Annotated in this window: 19 protein-coding genes; 9 read left to right on the forward strand and 10 right to left on the reverse strand. The window is 67.0% G+C overall.

Annotated elements, in window-relative coordinates; genetic code table 11:
* Window positions 1-15 precede the first annotated feature (15 nt).
* Both HLA98_RS14510 and HLA98_RS14515 read left to right on the forward strand, forming a co-directional pair.
* Window positions 16-1,119 (forward strand): catalase family peroxidase, encoded by a 1,104-nt coding sequence (locus HLA98_RS14510; protein ID WP_057500010.1) that lies wholly within the window; start codon window positions 16-18, stop codon window positions 1,117-1,119.
* Window positions 1,116-1,652, forward strand: coding sequence for a cytochrome b (locus HLA98_RS14515; RefSeq protein ID WP_049448721.1), 537 nt, complete (start codon window positions 1,116-1,118; stop codon window positions 1,650-1,652). The genes HLA98_RS14510 and HLA98_RS14515 overlap by 4 nt, the downstream gene beginning before the upstream one ends.
* 554 nt (window positions 1,653-2,206) lie before the next feature.
* Here HLA98_RS14515 and HLA98_RS14520 read toward each other — a convergent pair.
* The 4 genes from HLA98_RS14520 to HLA98_RS14535 are packed head-to-tail and all read right to left on the reverse strand — an operon-like array spanning window position 2,207 to window position 5,702.
* Window positions 2,207-2,809, reverse strand: a complete 603-nt coding sequence (locus HLA98_RS14520; RefSeq protein ID WP_049448262.1) for a response regulator transcription factor — start codon at window positions 2,807-2,809, stop codon at window positions 2,207-2,209.
* A complete protein-coding gene (locus HLA98_RS14525) occupies window positions 2,806-4,020 on the reverse strand; it encodes a sensor histidine kinase (RefSeq protein WP_049448261.1) in 1,215 nt (404 codons plus the stop codon). The genes HLA98_RS14520 and HLA98_RS14525 overlap by 4 nt, the downstream gene beginning before the upstream one ends.
* A 6-nt stretch (window positions 4,021-4,026) precedes the next feature.
* Window positions 4,027-4,809 carry an ABC transporter permease gene (locus tag HLA98_RS14530; protein ID WP_057500011.1) on the reverse strand — a complete coding sequence of 261 codons (783 nt, stop codon included), beginning with the start codon at window positions 4,807-4,809 and terminating at the stop codon, window positions 4,027-4,029.
* The gene (locus HLA98_RS14535; RefSeq protein WP_049448258.1) at window positions 4,806-5,702 is read right to left on the reverse strand and encodes an ABC transporter ATP-binding protein; all 897 of its coding nucleotides are present in this window, start codon (window positions 5,700-5,702) and stop codon (window positions 4,806-4,808) included. Before HLA98_RS14535 ends, HLA98_RS14530 begins: the two co-directional genes overlap by 4 nt.
* A 202-nt stretch (window positions 5,703-5,904) precedes the next feature.
* On the opposite strand from HLA98_RS14535, the gene HLA98_RS14540 reads away from it, so the two are divergent.
* The 5 genes from HLA98_RS14540 (at window position 5,905) to HLA98_RS14560 (ending at window position 13,663) form a co-directional block, all read left to right on the forward strand.
* Entirely contained in the window at window positions 5,905-7,155 is a 1,251-nt protein-coding gene (locus tag HLA98_RS14540) for an efflux RND transporter periplasmic adaptor subunit (RefSeq protein WP_057500012.1), read from the forward strand.
* A 101-nt stretch (window positions 7,156-7,256) separates the two neighbouring features.
* Window positions 7,257-7,946, forward strand: coding sequence for an ABC transporter ATP-binding protein (locus HLA98_RS14545; RefSeq protein ID WP_004137569.1), 690 nt, complete (start codon window positions 7,257-7,259; stop codon window positions 7,944-7,946).
* 14 nt (window positions 7,947-7,960) lie between these two features.
* Entirely contained in the window at window positions 7,961-9,118 is a 1,158-nt protein-coding gene (locus HLA98_RS14550) for an ABC transporter permease (protein WP_057500013.1), read from the forward strand.
* 13 nt (window positions 9,119-9,131) lie between these two features.
* On the forward strand, window positions 9,132-10,454 hold the full coding sequence (locus tag HLA98_RS14555) for an ABC transporter permease (protein WP_057500014.1): 1,323 nt from the start codon (window positions 9,132-9,134) through the stop codon (window positions 10,452-10,454).
* Between the two features lie 350 nt (window positions 10,455-10,804).
* Window positions 10,805-13,663: a TonB-dependent receptor plug domain-containing protein gene (locus HLA98_RS14560; protein ID WP_057500015.1), complete on the forward strand. Its 2,859-nt coding sequence runs from the start codon at window positions 10,805-10,807 to the stop codon at window positions 13,661-13,663.
* A gap of 135 nt (window positions 13,664-13,798) precedes the next feature.
* On the opposite strand, the gene rarD is transcribed toward HLA98_RS14560, so the two are convergent.
* Together rarD and yedA are read right to left on the reverse strand one after the other, a co-directional pair.
* Complete coding sequence (gene rarD / locus HLA98_RS14565) at window positions 13,799-14,692, reverse strand: EamA family transporter RarD (protein ID WP_057500016.1); 894 nt, start codon at window positions 14,690-14,692, stop codon at window positions 13,799-13,801.
* Complete coding sequence (gene yedA / locus HLA98_RS14570) at window positions 14,689-15,594, reverse strand: drug/metabolite exporter YedA (protein WP_049448247.1); 906 nt, start codon at window positions 15,592-15,594, stop codon at window positions 14,689-14,691. Before yedA ends, rarD begins: the two co-directional genes overlap by 4 nt.
* A gap of 223 nt (window positions 15,595-15,817) precedes the next feature.
* Between yedA and HLA98_RS14575 the strand changes: the two genes are divergently transcribed.
* Together HLA98_RS14575 and HLA98_RS14580 are read left to right on the forward strand one after the other, a co-directional pair.
* Complete coding sequence (locus tag HLA98_RS14575; protein WP_010486964.1) at window positions 15,818-17,152, forward strand: MFS transporter; 1,335 nt, start codon at window positions 15,818-15,820, stop codon at window positions 17,150-17,152.
* Between the two features lie 67 nt (window positions 17,153-17,219).
* The gene (locus HLA98_RS14580) at window positions 17,220-17,519 is read left to right on the forward strand and encodes a hypothetical protein (RefSeq protein WP_057500017.1); all 300 of its coding nucleotides are present in this window, start codon (window positions 17,220-17,222) and stop codon (window positions 17,517-17,519) included.
* Between the two features lie 181 nt (window positions 17,520-17,700).
* Here the strand turns inward: HLA98_RS14580 and HLA98_RS14585 are convergent, their stop codons facing one another.
* From HLA98_RS14585 to HLA98_RS14600, 4 genes are all read right to left on the reverse strand, one after another.
* Window positions 17,701-19,353 carry a M28 family metallopeptidase gene (locus HLA98_RS14585; RefSeq protein ID WP_057500018.1) on the reverse strand — a complete coding sequence of 551 codons (1,653 nt, stop codon included), beginning with the start codon at window positions 19,351-19,353 and terminating at the stop codon, window positions 17,701-17,703.
* Between the two features lie 105 nt (window positions 19,354-19,458).
* Window positions 19,459-20,391, reverse strand: coding sequence for an MBL fold metallo-hydrolase (locus tag HLA98_RS14590; RefSeq protein ID WP_057500019.1), 933 nt, complete (start codon window positions 20,389-20,391; stop codon window positions 19,459-19,461).
* A gap of 204 nt (window positions 20,392-20,595) precedes the next feature.
* Window positions 20,596-20,892: a hypothetical protein gene (locus HLA98_RS14595; protein ID WP_057500020.1), complete on the reverse strand. Its 297-nt coding sequence runs from the start codon at window positions 20,890-20,892 to the stop codon at window positions 20,596-20,598.
* Between the two features lie 204 nt (window positions 20,893-21,096).
* Complete coding sequence (locus HLA98_RS14600; RefSeq protein WP_057500021.1) at window positions 21,097-22,392, reverse strand: tryptophan--tRNA ligase; 1,296 nt, start codon at window positions 22,390-22,392, stop codon at window positions 21,097-21,099.
* Window positions 22,393-22,478: the final 86 nt, after the last annotated feature.

Below are 22,478 nucleotides of genomic sequence, written 5' to 3' on the forward strand. Positions count from 1 at the left end.
GGCAGGACTCCGACCATGTCGCTCTTCCGCTACACCCGCGCCGGCCAGACGCCGGGCACACCGCGCACGCATTCGCCGCTGCCCTGGATCGCACTGATCGCGCTCATTCTGGGTGCCATCGCGCTGGCGTTCGCCTGGCTGGCCGGCTGGATCGGCGACCGCCTGACCGCGCAGCGCTTCACCGACACCATCGAGGCCACCGGCCCGACCCATCCGGGCTTCCGACGCGCGCACAGCAAGGGCATCTGCGTGAGCGGCTGGTTCGAACCCAGCGCGCAGGCCCCTACCCTGTCCAGCGCCCGCGTGTTCTCGCAGTCACGCGTACCGGTGATGGGCCGCCTGTCGATTGGCGGCGGTGACCCCTACGGTGCCGACAACACCGCACGCGTGCGCAGCCTTGCGGTGCAGATGGTCAGCGATGACGGCCAGGAGTGGCGGATGGCGATGAACAGCTTCCCGTTCTTCGCCGTGCCCGATGCTGAGGCGTTCTACGAACAGACACGCGCCTCCATTCCGGACCCGGCCACCGGCAAGCCCGACCCGCAGAAGATGGCCGCCGTACTGGCCAAGTACCCCAGTGCGCAGGCGTTCCAGCAGTGGGCCAAGACGGCACCGTGGACCAGCAGCTGGGCCGACACCACCTTCAACAGCGTCAACAGCTTCTGGTTTACCAATGCGCAGGGCCAGAAGCGCGCGGTGCGCTGGCGCTGGCAGCCACTGGCGCCGGTGGTGGAAATGGATGCGGAAACGCGCACGCAGGCCAGTGTCGATTTCCTCAGCCAGGAACTGCGGCAGCGCCTGGCCAGCGGCCCGGTGCGCTGGAACCTGGTGGTTACTACCGCCGAGCCTGGCGATGCCATCGACGATCCGTCGGTACCGTGGCCCGAGTCGCGTGATCAGGTAGTGGCCGGCGTACTCAGCCTGGACCGCATGCAGTCGCAGGAACAGGGTGCGTGCGGCCAGATCAACTTCGATCCGCTGATCCTGCCCAGCGGCGTGCGCGGCAGTGACGATCCGATCCTGGCCGCCCGCTCGGCGGTGTATTCGCAGTCCTTCAACCGCCGCGAACGCGAGCGCGCCAGCGGCAACGTCGAACAACCGAAGGAGGCCGCACGATGAGCACCGGCAACGGCCACTTCAACCTGCTGGCGCGGGTGCTGCACTGGTCCATGGCGCTGATGATCATCGCCATGCTGTTCATCGGCGTGACCATGGTCGCCTCACTGCACCTGCGGCCAATGCTGATCGACCTGCACCGCCCGCTGGGCATCGCCATCCTGGTGCTGGTGCTGCTGCGCCTGTACAACCGCCTGCGCCACCGCCCGCCGCCGCTGCCGGCCGACCTGCCGGTGTGGCAGGTGATGGCGGCCAAGGCCTCGCACTGGATGCTGTATGCGCTGATGCTGGCGATGCCGTTGATCGGCTGGGCGATGCTGTCGGCCGGCGGTTACCCGATCGTACTGTGGGGCGGCCTGCATCTGCCGCCGATCGTGCCACACACACCGGCGTTGTATGCCGCGCTGCGCAATGCGCACAGCTTGTTGGCGTATGTGTTGTTCGCCACGGTGCTGATGCATGTGGGGGCGGCGCTGTTCCATTTGTGGGTGCGGCGGGATGGCGTGTTCCAGGCGATGGCGCGCGGGAAGGATTGATCGGGTTCGCCGGGAATTCCCGGCGGATCGTTTCCGCGCCTGCGGAGAGGTGTCGCTTTCTTTGCGCGCAAAGAAAGTAACCAAAGAAACGCTCCGCCGGCCGCGAGCCGACGTGCTTCGCACGCCGGTGCCCTGCGCTCCTCGGTCCGTCGAGGGACGGCGCGGGAACTCGCTGCGCTCAGACACCCGCGCCTCTTTGCCTTCGCCGGACCTGCGGTGCTCGGCTCGCTCAAGGCGGACTTGAAGATCAAGATCAACAGCAAGAGCATCCACGCGCGGCGTGGATCTACCGGGTGCAGCTTTTTCCTTTGACGTTGGGTCCGCCTTGAGCGAGCCGAGCATCGCAGGGGAATCAGGGGCGAAGAGGCGCCGGTGTCTGAGCGCAGCGAGTTCGGCGCCGTCCCCTGATTCGCCGAGAAGCGCAGGGCACCGGTGCGTAGCACCGGCTCGCGCTCTGGCGGCGTGTTTCTTTGGTTACTTTCTTTGCACGAGCAAAGAAAGTGACACCCACCCGCGGTCGCGGAAACGACATCACCGGGAACAGCAGGACGCCGCTACAACCACCCCTTCTGCCGCGCCAGCCGATACGCCTCGATCCGATTGGCCACGCCCAGCTTGCCGATGCACTCGGACAGGTAATTGCGCACCGTACCGTGCGACAACCCCAGCTGCTCGGCAATCTCGCTGGCGGTTCGGCCCTCCCCTGCCAGGCGCAGCACACGGCGCTCGCGGTCGGTCAGCGGATCGGCCTGCGACCACGCATCCAGCGCCAGCTGCGGGTCGATCGCACGGATGCCCTGTTTCACCTTGCGCAGTGCATCGGCCAGGTTCTCGGCCGGGGCGTCCTTCAGCAGGTAGCCCAGCACGCCCGCCTCCAGCGCGCGGCGCAGGAAACCGGCGCGGGCGAAGGTGGTCACGATCACCACCTTGATCGGCAGCTCATGGCGGGCGATGCGCTGCGCCAGCTCCAGCCCGGACAGGCCCGGCATCTCGATGTCGGTGACCAGGATGTCCGGCATCAGCTGCTGCAGCATCCGCCACGCAGCTTCGCCGTCGGCCGCGCTGCCCAGCACCTCGATATCAGGCTCCAACCCCAGCAGCGCCGACAGCGCGCCGCGCACCATTGCCTGGTCCTCGGCCAGCAGAATGCGGATCATGCGGGTCCCCCCTGTGCCAACGATGCCGAGGACAGCGGCATGGTGGCGGCCCCCAAAGGCACGCGCACGGTCAGCAGCGTGCCTTCGCCGCGGGGCGACTGCAGCGTCAGCTGCCCACCCAGCGCCGCCGCACGTTCGCGCATGCCGCACAGTCCATTGCCCTCGGCCTGCACGCCACCGCGGCCGTCATCGCGTATCTGCATCGCCAACTGTCGGTCCTCCAGCATGAAATCCACCTGCACGCGGGTCGCCTGCGCATGGCGCACGATGTTGGTTGCGGCCTCCCGCAGCACCAGCGCCAGTCCACGTTCCACGTCCACCGGCATCGGCGGTGGCGTCGTGTACTGCAGGTGCACCTGCTGGCATTCCAGCAGCAGACGGGCCGACGCCAGTTCGCCGGCCAGGTCGCTGGCACGGATACCGGTCACCGCGCTGCGCACCTGTGCCAGCGCTTCGCGGGCGATGGCCTCGGCTTCACCGATCTCCTGCCGCGCCCGCGCGTCATCGCGGTCGTACAGCTTGCGTGCCAGTTCCAGCTTCAAGGTGATCAGCGAGAGCGTGTGGCCGAGCAGGTCGTGCAGGTCACGGCCGATGCGTTCGCGCTCAGCAGTGGTCGCCAGCCGCCGTACTTCGTCCTGCGACAGCTGCAGGGCAACGTCGCGCTGCTGGCTCAAGGCCTCCACGTTCACCACCAGCCCGACAATGAACGACACCGCCGGCATCCACACCATGGCTTGCCACGGATAGCCGAAGTAGAGCGCAGCACCGCAGAACAACAGGTTCAGCCCGGTGAGCTGCAACAGGTACACCCACCAGCCTCCACGGCTGCTCATGCGGATCATCACGCAACCGAACACGAAGTAGCTCAGGCCCGACGGGTACCACGGCAGCAGTACCAGGGCGAGCACGATCATGCCCAGCGCATAGCGCCACCCATGGTGCCGGGGTGCCAGCATCACCTTGGCATAGAGCAGCAGGAACAGCGGATAGCTGGCCAGGGTCAGCAGCAGCCAGCGCAGCGTGAAGCCATTGCCGAGCACCGGGGTGAGGAAGATCCATACCGACCACAGCAGGTGGATCGCTCCGCTCCAGGGCGACTTGCCACGTCGCAGCAGTTCGGCCACGGCCGAATCCGGCGCGGGGCGCAGCAGGGACGCAAGCCAACTCGACGGCACGGGAGAATCCAGGCGGGGACGATCGCTGCCGATCATGCCAGTTCAGCCGATCCGGCGCAGGCGACGCCGTGCCAACAGCAACGCCACCGCCGTGACCGCCAGCAGCACCAACAGATGGCCCCCGATGCTGCCCGCCGACGGCAACCCGACCACCGGCAGCGCCAGCTGCGCCAGATGCCAGGTCGGCCATAGCGGTGCCATCGTCGAGAACAACTTCGGCAGCGCCGAAAGTGGCAGCCACAGGCCCGACAGCAGGGCCAGCGGCAGGTAGACCAGGTTGACCATCGCCGGTGCCGCACTGGCACTGACATGGCTGCCGATCAGCAGGCCGATCGCCCCCAGCGGCAACGCCGCCAGTCCGGCCACCGCCATCAGCTGCAGCACCTGTAGCGCCTGCAACCGCACGCCACCCAGTACGTGCGCCGCGCCGATCAACAGCGAAGCCACCAGCAGCGCGAACATCACTGCCATCGCCAACCGTGCCAGCAGCGGCGCTGCAGCAGGCATCGGCAGCGCGCGCTTGAGGGTCAACAGGCCGCCTTCGCGGTCCAGCGCCAGCTGCACGCCGAAGCCGAACAGGGCCGGGGCCATCGCGCCGAACACACAGTAGGTGGCCAGCAGGTACAGCGGTGCGTGACCACGCCCCAGCAGCACACCGAACAGCAGATAGAACAGCACCGGGAACAGCAGCGAGGGCACCGCGAACGCCGGCGTGCGCCAGGCACGGCGCAGTTCGGCCACCAGCTCGGCGCGGTACGGACGCAGGGCCTGGCGCCAGGCAGATGCGAGCGCGGGTGTAGTGCCGGTACGGGTCATCGTGTTCATGCGGCCTCCCGGGTCATGTCGAGGAAAGCGTCGGCCAGTGCCGCGCCCTGTACTTCCAGCTCGCGCAGCTGCGCATCGGCGGCCAGCAGGCGTGCCACCACCGGCTCGGCCGGGCTCGCCAGCAGCTGCAGGTGCTCGCCGTCGCGCTGCACCTGCTGCACGCCCGGCCACTGCTGCACGTCTTCTGCGGGCAACACGCTGCGGCAACGGATCCGACGCGGCCGATCGGCCAGGCGCAGCTCGCTCAACGGCGCGTCGGCCAGCACCCGGCCCTGCTCCAGCACCACCACCTGCTGTGCCAGCGCTTCGGCCTCTTCCAGATAATGGGTGGTCAGCAGCACGCCGCAGCCTTCGGCCACCAGCTGCCGGATCGCCTGCCACATCGCCTGTCGCGCCTGGATGTCCAGTCCGGTGGTGGGCTCGTCCAGGAACAGTACCCGCGGGCGGCCACACAGGGCGATGGCGAACTGCACCGCGCGCTGCTGGCCACCGGAAAGCTGGCCGTAGCGGCGGCGTGCCAGTGCCTGCAGACCGGCGCGCTGCAGTATCTCCTGCAACGGCATCGGGTCCGGATAGCAGGCGCTGGCCTGCGCCACCAGTTCGTCCACCTGCAGCATCGGTGGCAGGCTGGTGCTCTGCAGCATCACACCCAGTCCGAGGCGACGGCTGCGCTGCTGCGGGTCGCCGCCGAGCAGCTCGACCTGGCCGGCATCGGCGCGGCGCAGACCCAACAGCACGCTGATCGCGGTACTCTTGCCGGCACCGTTGCGGCCCAGCAATGCCAGCACCTGGCCAGCGCGGACCTGCAGGTCGATGCCCTGCAGGGCGGTATGGTCGCGATAGCGCACCTGCACCTGCTGCAGGCGGGCCAGCGACGGGGCGATCGGATCCATGGGCGGTACCGGTAGCGGGGACGTTGCCATCCTGTGCCGCCGCGGTCACATTTCGCAGTTGCCGCCGTCAGTGTCATCGGGTGACAGCTGTCACTGCCGTCATCGCCGTACCTGCCTTCATGCTGTGCCGCACGCTCCACCGCCGGAACCGCCGCCGTCCGCTCTTCCGGCCACACCCGCCCGAATGCCTGTGATGGAACGAATGAACGCTTCTGCCGAGCTGTTGAAGGAACTCCGTATCGACCGCAAATCGCCGCCGCCCGCCTCCGGTGGCAGCAATGGCGGTGGACGTCGTTGGCTGTGGATCGCCATCATCGTGATCGTGCTGCTGATCGCCGCCGCCGTAGCCTTCCTGTTCGGCCGCGCGCCGGCCGTGGAGGTGGAAACCGCGCCCGCCGTGGCCATACAGCAAGGCAACGCCAGCAGTTCAGTGCTCGATGCCAGCGGCTACGTGGTCGCCCGGCGCATGGCCACGGTCTCGGCCAAGATCACCGGCAAGGTGCGTGAGGTGATGATCGAGGAAGGCATGCGGGTGGAGCAGGGCCAGATCATGGCCACGCTGGACCCGATAGATGCCGACGCCCAGCGCAGCCTGTATGCCTCGCAGCTGCAGGCCGCACGCAGCCAGGTGGCCGGGCTGGAGGCGCAGCAGAAGCAGGCCACCGCCGAGGCCAGCCGCCTGCAGGCACTGGTCGGCCAGCAGCTGGTGTCACGTTCGCAGTACGACCAGGCCGTGGCCCAGCGCGACAGCCTGCGTGCGCAGCTGGAAACGGCCCAGCGCAACGTCAAGGTGGCCAACGACCAGCTGGCCATCGCCGACCTGGGCGTGGACAACAACATCGTGCGCGCGCCCTTCTCCGGGGTGGTCACCGCCAAGGCCGCGCAGCCCGGCGAAATCGTCTCGCCGCTGTCGGCGGGCGGTGGTTTCACCCGTACCGGCATCGGCACCATCGTCGACATGGACTCGCTGGAGATCGAAGTCGAGGTCGGTGAGGCCTTCATCGGCCGCGTGCAGCCGAAGATGCCGGTGGAGGCCACGCTCAACGCCTACCCGGAATGGAAGATTCCCGGCGAGGTCATCGCCATCATTCCCACCGCCGACCGCGGCAAGGCCACGGTGAAGGTGCGCGTGGCGCTGAAGGTGAAAGACCCGCGCATCGTGCCGGAGATGGGCGTGCGGGTCAGCTTCCTGGAACAGGCGCAGCCGCAGGCGGCCGCCAAGCCGCAGGGCGTTCGCGTACCGGGCGGCGCAGTGGTCCAGCGCGAGGGCGCCTCGGTGGCCTTCGTGCTGGGTGACGAGAGCCGGGTGCAGCAGCGCACGGTCGAGGCTGGCCAGGCGATGGGCAAGGACCGCCAGATCCTCAAGGGCGTGAGCGCAGGTGAATCGGTGGTGGTGAACCCGCCGGACACCCTGCGCGATGGCGCCAAGGTGCAACAGAAACAAGCGCAGTAACGGCCTGGCGCCCATGGGCGCCGCCGGCAACACCGCTCGACGCACGCCTGCGCCACCGCAGGTGCGCTTCCCCGTTTCCCGCCTTCCGTGGAGAACCACCCATGTCGACCCTGGTTTCACTGCGCAACATCACCAAGACCTACCAGCGTGGCCCCGAGAAAGTGCAGGTGCTGCACGGCATCGACCTGGACATCGCCAGCGGCGACTTCGTGGCGCTGATGGGCCCATCCGGCTCCGGCAAGACCACCCTGCTCAACCTGATCGGCGGCCTGGACAATCCCAGTGGCGGCGAGATCAGCATCGAAGGCGAGCGCATCGACCAGATGAGCGGCGGCCAGCTGTCGACCTGGCGCAGCCATCACGTCGGCTTCGTGTTCCAGTTCTACAACCTGATGCCGATGCTGACCGCGCAGAAGAACGTGGAGCTGCCACTGCTGCTGACCCACCTCAATGCTGCACAGCGCCGGCGCAACGCGGAGATCGCGCTGACCCTGGTCGGCCTGGCCGACCGCCGCAGCCATCGTCCCAATGAACTGTCCGGCGGCCAGCAGCAGCGCGTGGCGATCGCGCGGGCAATCGTCTCCGACCCGACCTTCCTGATCTGCGACGAACCGACCGGCGACCTCGACCGCCAGTCCGCCGAGGAGATCCTGGGCCTGCTGCAGCAGCTCAACCGCGAACACGGCAAGACCATCATCATGGTCACCCATGACCCGAAGGCCGCCGAGTACGCCACGCACACGGTGCACCTGGACAAGGGCGAGCTGGCCGACGCGCCGCTGGCCCACTGACGGAGGCCACGGCAATGAAATACTTCTCGTTGGTCTGGGCGCAGCTGTTCCGCAGCCGCACCCGCACCCTGCTGACCCTGCTCTCGGTGGTGGCCGCGTTCCTGCTGTTCGGCATGCTCGACTCGGTGCGCGTGGCGTTCACCTCCGGTGGCAGCGTGGAAGGCGCCAACCGCCTGGTCGTGGCCTCGCGACTGTCGATCACCCAGTCGCTGCCGATCCGCCTTGAAACGCAGGTCCGCCAGGTAGCCGGCGTACGCGACGTGGCCTATGGCATGTGGTTCGGCGGCATCTACCAGGATCCGAAGAACTTCTTCCCGAACTTCTCGGTGTCGCCCAACTACTTCGATGTCTACCGCGAACTGCAGATCGATCCGGCACAGCTGGAAGACTGGAAGCAGACCCGCACCGGCGCCATCGTCGGCGAAACCCTGGCCAAGCAGTTCGGCTGGAAGATCGGCGACACCATCCCGCTGCAGGCCACGATCTTCCCGCGCGGCGGCAGCAACGACTGGCCGCTGGAACTGAAGGGCATCTACCGTTCCAAGGACCGTGCGCTGGCGGCCAACGAAGAACGCCAACTGATGATGAACTGGAAGTACTTCGATGAGTCCAACGACTACATCAAGAACCAGGTGAGCTGGTACACGGTGACGCTGGACAACCCGGACCACTCCTCGCGGGTGGCACAGGCCATCGATGCGATCTCGGCCAACTCCGACCACGAGACCAAGACCCAGACCGAATCGGCGTTCCAGCAGGCCTTCGTCAAGCAGTTCGCGGATATCGGCATGATCGTCACTTCGATCATGGGTGCGGTGTTCTTCACCCTGCTGCTGTTGACCGGCAACACCATGGCGCAGGCGGTGCGCGAGCGCGTGCCCGAACTGGCCACGCTGAAGACGCTGGGCTTCAAGGACAGCACCGTGCTGACCCTGGTGATGGTGGAGTCGGTGCTGCTGATCGGCCTGGGCGGCCTGATCGGCATGGGACTGGCCGCGCTGATCCTGCCGGCCATCGGCCCGAAGAGCATGGGCATGCTGCCGCCACACGTGCCAACCCCAACCTGGCTGATGGGGCTGGGCCTGATCGTGGTGATCGGCATCATCGTCGGGTTGCTGCCCGCGCTGCGCGCCAAGCGCCTGAAGATCGTCGACGCACTGGCCGGCCGCTGAGGAGGACACCGACATGTTCAAGAACAAACTCAAGAAGTGGCTGGGCAACGGTGTGATGGTGCTGCTGCTGGTGATCGGCCTGGTGCTGTGGATCAGCCTGCCGTGGTTTGGCGTGCTGGCCGTGGCCGTGCTGGTAGCGCTGTGGCTGCTGTTGACCCGCAGTGGACGGCTGGCGTTGGCCGCCACCCGCATCGGCGTGGCCAGCCTGCCGCAGCGCTGGGGCGCGTCCTCGGTGATCGTGGTCGGCATCGCCGGCGTCGTCGGCGTGCTGGTGGCGATGCTGGCGATGGGCGAAGGCTTCCAGGCCACGCTCAACAACACCGGCGATGACACCACCGCCATCGTGCTGCGTGGCGGCTCGCAGGCCGAAACCAATTCGGTCATCACCCGCGAACAGGTGCCGACGCTGTCCACCCTGCCCGGCATCACTCGCGATGCCGAAGGCCGGCCGCTGCTGTCACCGGAGCTGTCGCAGGTGGTCAACCTGGTGTCGAAGTCCGATGGCACCGACGTCAACGCGCAGTTCCGCGGCGTCGGCCCGCAGGCGTGGGCGGTGCATGACAAGGTCAAGATTGTCGAAGGCCGCAAGTTCGCCACTGGCCTGCGCGAGATCGTGGTCGGCCAGGGCGCCAAGGGCCAGTTCCGCGATCTTGACGTGGGCAAGACGCTGACCCTGGGTAACCAGACCTGGACCGTGGTCGGCGTGTTCGCCACCGGCGATGCGCATGATTCGGAGCTGTGGACCGACGCCGATACGCTGGCCACCACCTACCAGCGCAGCGCCTGGCAGTCGATCAGCGTGCGTACCGATGGCAAGGCAGGCTTCGAGCAGTTCAAGGCGGCGGTCGCCGCCGATCCGCGCCTGAAGCTGGACGTGGAGACCACCCGCGTCTACTACAGCAAGCAGGGCGGCGGGCTGACCAAGCTGATCGACATCCTTGGCAAGGTGATCGGCACGATCATGGCGGTGGGCGCGGTGTTCGGCGCGCTCAATACCATGTATGCCGCCGTGGCCACGCGCGCACGCGAGATCGCCACGATGCGTGCGATCGGTTTCCGTGGCCTGCCGGTGGTGACCGCGGTGATGCTGGAAACCATGCTGCTGGCCCTGCTGGGTGGACTGCTGGGATGCGCGGTGGCGTGGCTGCTGTTCAACGGCTACAGCGTGTCCACCATAGGCAGCAACTTCAGCGCGGTGGTGTTCAAGTTCCACGTCTCGCCGGAGCTGCTGTGGACCGGACTGAAATGGGCGCTGGGTATCGGCCTGGTCGGCGGCCTGTTCCCGGCGCTGCGCGCGGCGCGTTTGCCGATCACCACGGCGTTGCGCGAAACCTGAGCATTTCGCAGCGATACCACGCGCATCGCGCAGGGGGACGGAGCGAACACTCCGTCCCTTTTTGTTTGAGCGTCATCCACGCATGGATGCATGCGTACTCGCATCGCTACAGATTGCGCCAACACCGCCGCTATCGGTGCCTCTGCCCATCGCAAACGCAGCGCGCGTGACGCTGCGCACAACCCATCTGTGGATTGTTGGTTGCGATTCATTTTCGCGCCCATCCGCGGCGCAGAGACAAACAGTTACGAATGGAAACACTCTAGAATCGCGCCCCCCACGTTGGTTTGCAGCACCCCACGCGTCCAGAGAACGGGCGCTTGTTTTTCCTGAAACACGAGATGTCACGGATGTCCCTGAAAACCAATCCGCTGCGCAACGCGATCGTCATCGCGCTGGCTGCCAGCTGCACCACCCCCGCCTTCGCACAGAGCGCCGGCGAAACCCCGACCAACCTCGACCGCATCGAAATCACCGGCTCGCGCATCCGCCAGGCCAGTGTCGAAACCGCACAGCCGGTCGTCGCGCTCAACCGCGCCGAGATCGAGAAGAAGGGCTACATCAACGTCGCCGATATCCTGCAGGACGTCACCGCCGCCGGTGCTCCGAGCCTGAGCCGCTCGTCGTCGCTGAGTTCTTCGCGTGACTTCGGCGGCACCTACGTCAGCCTGCGCAACCTCGGCCCGGAACGCAGCCTGGTGCTGATCGACGGCCGCCGCATGGGCGTCAGCGCCGGTGGCTACTCCGACCTGGCTTCGATTCCCTCGGCAATCGTCGAGCGCGTGGAAGTGCTGACCGACGGTGCCTCGGCACTGTACGGCTCGGACGCCATCGCCGGTGTGGTCAACATCATCACCCGCAAGAACTTCGACGGCGGCGAAGCCAGCGTCTACGTCGGCCAGTACGGTGAAGGCGACGGCCAGAAGCGCTCCTACAGCGCCACCTTCGGCAAGACCTTCGACCGCGGCTGGTTCAGCGTCGGCGCCGAGCGCACCAAGGAAGACGAGATCCTCGGCAGCGAGCGCGAGTTCAGCCGCTACCCGGGTGGCCCGCGCCACGCCGATGACGTCGATGCCCTGAGCCCGACCACCCAATGGGGCACCGTCACCGTCGGCGGCAAACCGCTGACCGTGGGCCCGGGCGGTGATCCGAGCCAGGCCGGCAACTTCCACACCCCGGACCCGGCGGACGGTGCCAACGCCAAGACCAACATGAGCCTGCTGAGCGGTCTGGAGCGCACCTCGGTGTTCGCCAACGGTGGTTTCTCGATCACCGACAACCTGCGCATCGTGGCCGACGCGCTGTACAGCAAGCGCGAGTCCACCAAGCACCTGGCCGGCTACCCGTACTCGGTATCGGCCGCACAGGCCCGCAATGGCACCCGTGCCGCCCTGTCCAAGGACAGCACCTTCAACAAGTGGGGCCAGGACGTCCTGTTCTCGCACCGCACTGAAGAACTGCCGCGCGGCACCGAGAACAACCTGGACACCAAGCGTGCCAGCATCGGCCTGGAAGGCAGCTTCGAAACCGGTTCGCGTTACTGGGACTGGAACGTCAGCTACATGTACAACCGCAACGAAGGCGAGCGCATCGGTACCGGCAGCATGTACCAGCCGCACGTCGACCTGGCGGTCGGCCCGTCCTTCATGGATGGCACCGTGGCACGCTGCGGCACCCCGGGTGCAGTGATCGCCGGCTGCGTGCCGTGGAACCCGGCCGCACCCATGGGCTATGCGGGCCCGGGCTCGCTGAGCAACCAGGACGTACAGGACTACCTGTTCACCCGCTTCGTCGACAAGATGAAGAGCACCACCAAGGTGGCCAGCGCCAACATCTCCGGCTCGCTGTTCACTCTGCCGGCCGGTGACATCATGGGTGCGATGGGCTTCGAGCACCGCAGCGAAGAAGCCAGCTATACCCCGGACCTGATGGTGCAGAAGGGCCAGATCGCCGGCACCACCGGCCAGCCGACCCGTGGCGATTACTCGCTCAACGAGGTCTACCTGGAAATGCAGGTGCCCCTGCTGGCCGACCTGCCGTTCGCGCGTGAACTGTCGCTGGACCTGGCCGGTCGTTACACCGACTACAACACCTTCGGTTCGACCACCAACAGCAAGTTCGGCCTGAAGTGGAAACCGATCGACAGCCTGCTGGTGCGCGCGACCTACGGTACCGGCTTCCGTGCACCCACCGTGGACGATCTGTACGGCGGCGCAGTGTCCAGCCGCGATTCGTTCACCGATCCGTGTGATACGAAGTTCGGCATCGCCGCCAGCAGCCCGACCGTGGCAGCACGCTGCAAGGCGCTGAATGTGCCCGCCAACTTCCGTCAGCAGACCGGTGCGGACGGCAACCTTGCCAACCGCCCGGGCCAGCAGGCCACCTCCGATTTCAACTCGGGTTCCAACCCGGAACTGAAGCCGGAAACCGCCAAGACCTGGACCGTCGGCCTGGTCTACAGCCCGGAATTCGTGCAGGGCCTGGACGTCAGCCTGGACTGGTGGAAGATCCGCATCAACAACGCCATCGTCGGCGAGTCGGCCACCGATATCCTCAACCAGTGCTACGTGCAGGGTGTGGATTCGGCCTGCGGTCGCTTCACCCGTTCCACCGCAGCGGCCACGCGTGGCCAGGTCTCGGCACTGGATCGCTCGCTGGTCAACGCCGGCTACCGCGAAACCGCCGGCTATGACATCGGTGTGCGTTACCGCCTGCCGGAAACCGCGTACGGCAAGTTCGCCATCAACTGGAACACCACCTACACCGACTACCTGGAGCAGCGCAACGACAGCGCCGCCACCACGCCGGTGGAGCAGAAGACCGGCTGGCAGGGCAACTTCCGCGTGCGTTCGACCTTCAACCTGGATTGGCAGTACGGCGATCTGGGCATCGGCTGGACCGCCCGCTACTACTCGGGCATGAAGGAAGCCTGCTCGTATGACCTGGCCGGTGGCGCGGACTGCAACATGGCCGGCTTCGTCTCGCCGTATACCGATGCGCAGCCGAGCCGCAAGGTGGGCTCCAACACCTTCCACGACCTGCAGGTGCGTTACAGCCTGCCGTGGGACGGCACTGTGTCGCTGGGCGTGAACAACGTGTTCGACCACCAGGGCCCGATCATGTACAGCCAGCCGAACAGCAGCTTCACCTACTACGGTGGCTTCGACATCGGTCGTTTCATGTACATGAAGTACCAGCAGCGCTTCTAAGGCTGCAACCGCGTTCCCGCCACCGCCACCTCTCTCCTGGCGGTGGACGGAAGCAGAACGGCGCCCCTCGGGGCGCCGTTCTTTTTTGAGGAAGCGGGGGGCGGATCCAGGCGAGGGGATCCGACGCTGTCGCCGTTACCGCTTGCGCATCGTGCGGATGTTGTCACCGACGAACAGGATCAGGCCGGCCCAGATCGCGGCGAAACCGATCGCCTTGGCGGTATCGAACACCTCATGGAAGAAAAACACGCCCAGCAGCAGCTGCAGGCTCGGCGCGATGTACTGCAGGATGCCGACCAGCGACAGCGGAATGCGCTTCACACCGTAGGCGAAGCCGATCAGCGGTACCGCAGTGACCGCGCCGCCGAAGATCAGCAGCAGGTCGTTGCGCCAGCCCCAGCCATGGAAGAACGCGCCGCCGTGGCCGTTCTCGGCCCAGATCGCAAACGCCAACGCCGGCAGGAACAGGTACATGCTCTCCACGCCCAGACCAGCCACCGGATCGACCGAGACCAGCTTGCGCAGCAGGCCATACAGGCCGAACGAACAGGCCAGGCCCAGCGCGATCCACGGTGGCGTACCCGCGTCGATGGTCAGCCAGGCCACGCCCACCGCCGCCATCGCTACCGCCACCCATTGCAGGCGGCGCAGCCGCTCCTTCAGTACCAGCACGCCCAGCAGCACGTTCACCAGCGGGTTGATGAAGTAGCCCAGGCTGGTCTCGATCACATGGCCGGCGTTGACGGCCCAGATGTACAGCCCCCAGTTGAACGCGATGGTCAGGCTGGACACCAGCAGGATCGGCAGCGCGCGCGGCTGCGCTGCGATCTTCTGCCACCAGCCCAGGCGCGAGCTGAGCAGCAGCCAGCCCACCACCATCACGGTGCTCCAGATGATGCGGTGGGCGATGATCTGGAACGAGGGCACCTCGTTGAGCAGGTGCCAGTACACCGGCACCAGCCCCCAGATCACGAAGGTGGAGGCAGTGACCAGCAGGCCACGGCGTTGTTCCTTCTCGTCCATGCTCATTTCTTTCTCGTCCTTGCCATTGTCAACACCACCACACCCAGAAGAATCACCGCCATCGCCAGCAGGTCGCGCCAGCCGAAGCGTTCACCGTTGAGCAGTGCGCCCAGCAGCACCGCGATGACCGGATTGACGTACGCATAGCTGCCGGCCAGCGCCGGGCGCACGTTCTGCAGCAGCCATACGTAGGCGGTGAACGCGACGATGGAACCGAACACGCACAGGTAGGCCATCGCCAGCAGGCCGCCGGTGTCGGGCAATGTGGTCGGGCGTTCGCCCACGGCCAGGCCGATCACTACCAGCAACACGCCACCGCAGATCATCTGCCCGGCGGCGGTCATGAACGGGCCCGGCAGGTCCAGGCCGCGTGCCCACACCGAACCGAAGGCCCAGCCGACCGGCGCGATCAGCAGCAGCACCAGCCCGGTCGGCGATGCGGTCAGACTACTGCCGGCATTGAGCCAGACCACGCCCAGAAAACCGATGGCGATGCCCAGCCACTCACCACGGCTGGCGTGCTGGCCGCGCAGCGCTGAGAACAGCGCCATCCACAGCGGTACCGAAGCCACCGCAGTCGCGGCCAGGCCCGAGGACACCTCACGCTCGGCCAGCACCACCATGCCGTTGCCCAGCACCAGCATGGTCACGCCCATCACCACCAGGTTGCGCCACTGCCGAAGGGTCGGGTTCGGCAGCTTCCAGAACAGGCGCAGCGCCGCGAACATCACCCCGCCGGCAATGATGAAGCGGCTGCCGGAGACCATCGTCAGCGGCAGTGCGCCGCCGTGCAGGGCCTTGGCGATGCCCAGGTAGGTCGAGCCCCAGACCACGTAGACCAGCAGCAATGCCAGCGCGACAAGGCCGCCCCGGGGGGCAGCCGCAGACGAAGAAGGGGGAGCCGACATGACACACCAGGGAGCCGGGGGAAGGCGGATTCTAGGACGTTTTGAGTATGGTCCGTGACCCCATACGGTGGCACGCTGTCATCCATCCATGCACCCTGCTCTGGTCTGCTACCCCGTGTTGACGGCTGATGCAGTACCAAGAGGGCTGCCCGGCCGCGCCGCCCCAAGGCCGGGCGCCGTTTTCCCTGCGCACGGACGCGCCGCATCGAGGATTCCCACCCAGATGAGCACCACGTCCCAACCTGCCGTACCCGCGAACGACCGCGCCGCCCTGCGGCGGTCGATCTCCAACACCCTCAAAGGCTCCGCCGGCAACCTGGTGGAGTGGTATGACGTCTACGTGTACTCGGTGTTCGCCGTGTACTTCGAATCGCAGTTCTTCTCGCCGGACGACAAGAACTCCACCATGTACGTATGGGCGATCTTCGCCGCAACGTTCCTGATGCGCCCGATCGGCGCCTGGTTCTTCGGCCGCTTCGCCGACCGCCACGGCCGCCGCCTGGCGCTGACGGTATCGGTCACGTTGATGGCGCTGTGCTCGTTCCTCATCGCCATCACCCCCACCGCCGCCAGCATCGGCATCTGGGCTGCAGTGATCCTGCTGTTCGCACGCCTGCTGCAGGGCTTCGCCACCGGTGGCGAGTACGGTGCCAGCGCCACCTACATGTCCGAGGCCGCCATTCCCGGCCGCCGCGGCTTCCTGTCCTCCTTCCACTACGTCACCCTGGTCGGCGGCCATGTGCTGGCCCAGCTGACCCTGCTGCTGATGCTGACCTTCTGGGGCAAGCCGGAAATCTCCGAGTGGGGCTGGCGCATCGCCTTCGGCATCGGCGGCATCGCCGCGGTGGTGGTGTTCTGGCTGCGCCGGGGCATGGACGAGTCGCTGTCGGAGTCGTCCATCGAGGCCGCGCGCGAGGGCAAGGCGCAGAAGTCCGGTTCGATGTACGAACTGTTCGTGCACCAGTGGCGTCCGCTGCTGCTGTGCTTCCTGATCACCGCCGGTGGCACCGTGGCCTTCTACACCTACTCGGTGAACGGCCCGAAGATGATCCAGAGCGCCTTCGCCGGCAACGACCCGATGACCGGCACCCTGATCAACCTGGGCGTGCTGGCGTTCCTGATGGTGCTGCAGCCGGTCGGCGGCTGGCTGTCGGACATCATCGGCCGCAAGACCCTGCTGGTGTTCTTCGGCGTCGGTGGCGTGCTGTACAGCTGGTACCTGATCACCCAGCTGCCGCACCAGCATGACGCCACCCTGGCGTTCCTGACCCTGGCGATGGCCTTCGTCATCCTCACCGGCTACACCTCCATCAACGCGGTGGTGAAGGCCGAGCTGTTCCCCACCCACGTGCGTGCACTGGGCGTGGGCCTGGGCTATGCGCTGGCCAACTCGCTGTTCGGCGGCACCGCCCCGCTGCTGTACCAGGGCGCGCTGAAGACCGGCCACGTCGACTGGTTCGCCATCTACGTGACCGCCACGATCGCGGTATCGTTGGTGGTCTATGTGTTCTTCCTCACCAACAAGGGCCCGAACTGGCTCGACGGCACCCGCAAGTAGGCGCGTTGCCCTGATCGCAGCCACCGGTGCACTGCCGGTGGCCGCTGCGTCTCCCGCCACGCCACTGATGTGGATGGCGGCGACGCTGGCCGCAGCCACGGCACTGGCCTGGCTGCTGCGCCGTCCCAACGCACAGGCCGCGTGGCCGCGCATCGGCTTCGGGGTCGCCCTGCTGGTGTTCTGCGGCGCGCTGGCGCTGCAGCTGGCGGTGGACCTGGGCAGCGGCCACAGCTCGCTGCAACTGCGCCTGCATCGCGGCATCAATGCAGGATCACCGGTTGGCCTGCGTACGATGGTGGCGTGCTATCTGGCAGCGCTCGTCGCCAGTGGCTGGGGCGCGTGGAAGCTGTTGCGCCGGCGCAGGTAGTGCCGGCCGGCAATCGGCAATCGGCAATCGGCAATCGGCAATCGGCAATCGGCAATCGGTAGAGTCGACTGTTAGTCGACTGCTCTCTCTGTCGCCACCGGAAAACCCATGCTGCGCGCGATAGTCGACTAGCAGTCGACTCTACCGGCGGAATGACATGACACCCCGCCGGTCCCGATCCTCAACGGCGGGCCGCTTCGCTCTTGTCGCGCGCGCCGCGGAACTCCGATTCCTTTTCCCACGTCGGCCAGCGGCGGCTGTTGGCCAGCTCGGCGCCCAGGTCGTAGACCAGCAGGGTGTCGGCTGCGTGGCCGCTCGGGTCCCAGCTCGGGGTCCAGGCATCGCAGGCCTGGTGATAGCAGTCGGCGAAATACTTCTCGCGCAGCGCGCGGCCGGCTTCAACCCCACCGTCCAGCTTGTCCAGGCCCGGGCCGATGGTGATCGCCGGCACGCCCAGGCGGGCGAAGGCGAAGTGGTCGGCACGGTAGAAGAAGCCGGCCTCCAGGTTCGGGTCCGGGCTGTAGCTGCGGCCGCGGGCCTTTGCCACGCGTTCCAGGTCGCCTTCCAGCGAGACCCGGCCCTTGCCCCACGAGGCGATGTCACGGGTCGCGCCATCCGGGCTGAACATCTCGATGTTCAGCACCGCAGCGGTTTTGTCCAGCGGCGCCAGCGGGTGCGCGGCGTAGTAGCTGGCACCCAGCAGGCCCTTCTCTTCGGCGGTCAGTGCCACGAAGTACAGTGTGCGCTGCGGCTGCGGGCCGGCGGCGAACACGCGGCCCAGTTCCAGCACCGTGGCCACGCCGGTGGCGTTGTCGATCGCACCACGGCGGATGCGGTCGCCCTTGGCGTCGGCCTGGCCGATACCGAAGGCATCCCAGTGCGCGGAGAAGATCACGGCCTCGTCGGCGTGTTCACCACCGGGCAGCTTGGCCACCACGTTGCGGGTCACCACCTGCTCGCGCTTGAGCGCGAAATCCACGCTCAGCTTCGCGTTGTCCAGTGCCACCGGGCGGAAGTCTGCACGCATCGCCTTGCGCTTCTCGGCATCGAAGTCGAGGCCGGCGTCGGCGAAGATCGCCTCGGCCAGCTCGCGCTGCATCCAGCCACGCAGCGGCGTGTGCTGCGCCATCGCCTCGGCCTGGCCGCGTTCGATGTCGAACAGCGGCGAGGTACCCGAGCTCTTCACCGTGGCCCAGCCATACGCAGCCGGCGCGGTCTCGTGCACGATCAGCACGCCCTCGGCGCCACGGCGCGCAGCTTCCTCGAACTTGTAGGTCCAGCGGCCGTAGTAGGTCACCGCCTTGCCATCGAACGCACCCGGCGCATCAGCCTCGAAATCGGCGTCGTTGATCAGCACGACGGCGATCTTGCCGTGCAGGTCCACGTCCTTGTAGTCGTTCCACTGGCGTTCCGGCGCGTCGATGCCGTAGCCGACGAACACCAGCGGGGCATCCTTGATCTGCACGCGCTCGCGCGGCTGCAGGCTCTGCAGGGTCACGTCCACGCCGTTGGCCAGCGCACGCTTGCCACGCTTCAGCGACAGGCTGGCCTTGGCCGGTCCGTCCAGCTGCGCGCGCACCAGCGGCACCGGCTGCACCCAGCTGCCGTCCACGCCACCCGGCTGCAGGCCATAGCTGCGGAACTGCTCGATCAGGTACTGCACCGTGCGTTCTTCGCCTTCGGTCGCCGGCGCGCGGCCCTCGAATTCATCCGACGCCAGCACACGCACGTGGCGCGACAGTGCCTGCGGATCGATACCGCCGCCGGGCAGGTCATTGGCCGCATGGGCCAGACCCCCGACAAACAGGCAGGACGACAGCAGCAACACGCGCATCGGATTCACGGCAGTACCACGGCTAGCTTGGAAGTCACCAGAGTGTAACGTGGTCGTGACATCACGGCGCAGCCTGGGCCCACGTCCTCCACGCATGGCATGGATCTACCTGCTGATACGGTCCAGCCAGCACGCCAGGCCCTGCGCGTTGAGTTCGATGTCCATCGCCAGAACAGCAGTCACCGCCGCATCGTCCAGCGCGCAGCCATGCAGCTGTGCACGTTCCAGGTACAGCGCCTGCAGTGCGGCCAACAGGCAGCGGTGGCGGTCCGGCCGGCCATCGCACTGGCGGCCGATGGCGGCCATTGCATCGATCTGCTCGAACAGGTCGTCGGCCAGTTTCTCCACCTGTTCCACACGACCGTAGTGGGTCAGGTACATCGCCTGCGGGTCGTAGCCCAGCATTCGCTGGATCGAGGCCTTCATCGCCTCTGGGTCGAACTGCACCGGCGACGACGTCGGGAAGATGAAAGCGCCCTGCGCACTGTCCAGCTCGCGGTAGGAGATGCCGAAGGTATCGCCGGTGAACCAGCTGCGGCTGCGCGCATCCCACACGCAGTAGTGGTGCAGCGCGTGGCCCGGCGTGTGCAGCAGGACCAGCTCGCGGCCGGCCAGATCGATGCGGTGGCCGTCTTCGGCCACCACCACACGCTGCTCCGGAATCGCCTCGATGCGACCATAGCTGCGCGCGATCTCCCCGGCACCATAAACGGCGGTGGCACCGGCAATCAGCCGGGTCGGATCGATCATGTGCGGCGCGCCGCGCGGGTGCAGCACCGCCTTTGCGTTCGGCAGCTGCTGCATCAGCAGGCCGGCGCCGCCGGCGTGGTCCAGGTGCACGTGGGTCAGCAGCAGCCAGTCCACCGCCTCCACGTCCAGGCTGGCGTCGGCCAGCGCCTGCAGCATGGCCGGCACTGACAGGCCTGTGCCGCAGTCCACGAAGGCCGCGCGGCCGTTTTCAACGATCAGATAGGCCGCGTCGAAGTCCGCACGCTGGAAGCCGGTATCGATGGTGTGGATGCTGGGGTCGGCGGTCATCGGCACGCACCTGGCAGGATCGGGAACAGACCCCCATGGTAGGCGCGCAGGCGGCCCGGGTTCGATGCGGCTTTGGTCGGAGGCCAGATTCTGTAGAGCCGAGCCCATGCTCGGCTGCCTTTCTGCCAGACATCAGCCGAGCATGGGCTCGGCTCTACAGAGGGCGCGTGCAGTCGAGCATGGCTCGACTCTACAAAGGCGGGGTTACCGACCCAGCCAGCGCGGCCGCAGCAGCAGGGCCAGCACCAGCACCGCCAGGAACGCGCCGTAGGCGTACAGCACCGCCAGCACCTGTGGCCAGATCGGGCCGGCGCCGGGCTGCACCACGCCGATGCGGTAGCCCCACAGCATCGACACGATACTCAGGGCGAAGGCCAATACCAGTGTGGTGCCATCGAACAGCCGCCGACGCGCGGTGCGCGGCTGGCGCGGGAACAGCCAGTACAGGCTGCCCAGCAGCAGGAACCAGGGCAGGAACAGCAGCAGCGACAACCAGGCCATCGCAGACTCCATGTCATCGCGCCGGAGGCGCGGGGACATCATGCCACGGGCGCTGTTCCACGGTCGTGCCGGCGGGGTGCTTCCCTGTAGAGCCGAGCCTATGCTCGGCTGGGTAGCAAAGCAGCCGAGCATGGGCTCGGCTCTACAGAGGCGTAGCAAAGTCGAGCATGGCTCGACTCTACAAAGGGCAGGCAGACCCTGCGATCAGGTCCCTTCGCGCAGCGCGGCCAAGGCCGCCAGCACCGCATCCACCTCGGCCTCCAGCTTGAACAGCTCGCTCTGCAGCTGGTCGCCCTGCTCGGCCTGCTTGATCACGGCAATCAACTGCCCCGCATCTCGCGGCGAATCGAAGCCTTCGCTCTGGATCAGCAGCGTGCCGTCACCGGCGGTCAGCTTGAAGTAGAAGCGGCCGTCCTTCTCGCGGTACTGCTTGAACAGCGGCGGTGCCACGCGGGCCACGCCGGCATCCTCGCTGGCGATGTCGCCGGCGCTGGACAGGTCACGCAGGCCCACGGCGTGGCGCAGCTCTTCCAGCAGCGGTGCCGCCAGCTGCTCGCGCAGCTGCTGGCCACGGCGCTTGAGCAGCGCTTCGATCTTCTCCGGCTCGGCCATCAACGCGTTGTAGCGCTCGCGCAGCGGCGACAGCTCGCTGTCGATGCGCTCGAACAGCTGCTGCTTGGCATCGCCCCAGCTGATGCCGGCGGCAAAGGCCTTGGCGAATTCAGCGGTCTGTTCCGGGGTGGCGAAGGCCTGGTACATCTGGAACAGCGCCGAGCCCTCGGTATCCTTCGGCTCGCCGGGTGCGCGCGAGTCGGTCAGGATCGAGAACACCAGCTTCTTCAGCTCCTCGCGCGGCACGAACAGCGGAATGGTGTTGTGGTAGCTCTTGCTCATCTTGCGGCCATCCAGGCCCGCCAGCGTCGCCACCTGCTCGTCGATCACCACGTCCGGCAGCGGGAAGTACTCCTTGCCGTACACGTGGTTGAAGCGCTGGGCGAAATCGCGCGCCATCTCGATGTGCTGGATCTGGTCACGACCCACCGGTACCTGGTTGGCCTTGAAGATCAGGATATCGGCGGCCATCAGCACCGGGTACATGAACAGGCCGGCGCTGACGCCTGCGTCCTCGTCCACGCCTTCCTCGCGGTTCTTGTCCACCGCCGCCTTGTAGGCGTGCGCGCGGTTGAGGATGCCCTTGCTGGCGATGGCGGTCAGGAACCACATCAGCTCGGTGGTCTCGCGGATGTCGCTCTGCCGGTAGAACCACACGTGTTCCGGGTCCAGGCCGCAGGCCAGCCAGCTGGCCGCGATCTCCAGGGTCGCGCGCTGGGTGCGCTGCGGGTCCTGCGACTTGATCAGGCTGTGCAGGTCGGCCAGGAAGAAGAAGCTCTCGATCCCCGGCGCGCGGCTGGCAGCGATGGCCGGACGGATGGCGCCAACGTAGTTGCCCAGGTGGGGCGTGCCGGAGGGGGTGATGCCGGTAAGGACTCGGGTCGTCATGACTGCGTGGGGTAACCTTCGATGAACGGGGCCAGTTTACCTTGCACGCCATCAACCCCGTCAGGGGCTGCGGCGCGTTCATTCAC

The sequence above is a fragment of the Stenotrophomonas africana genome (genome assembly GCF_013004645.1).
Classification (GTDB): Bacteria; Pseudomonadota; Gammaproteobacteria; order Xanthomonadales; family Xanthomonadaceae; genus Stenotrophomonas; species Stenotrophomonas africana.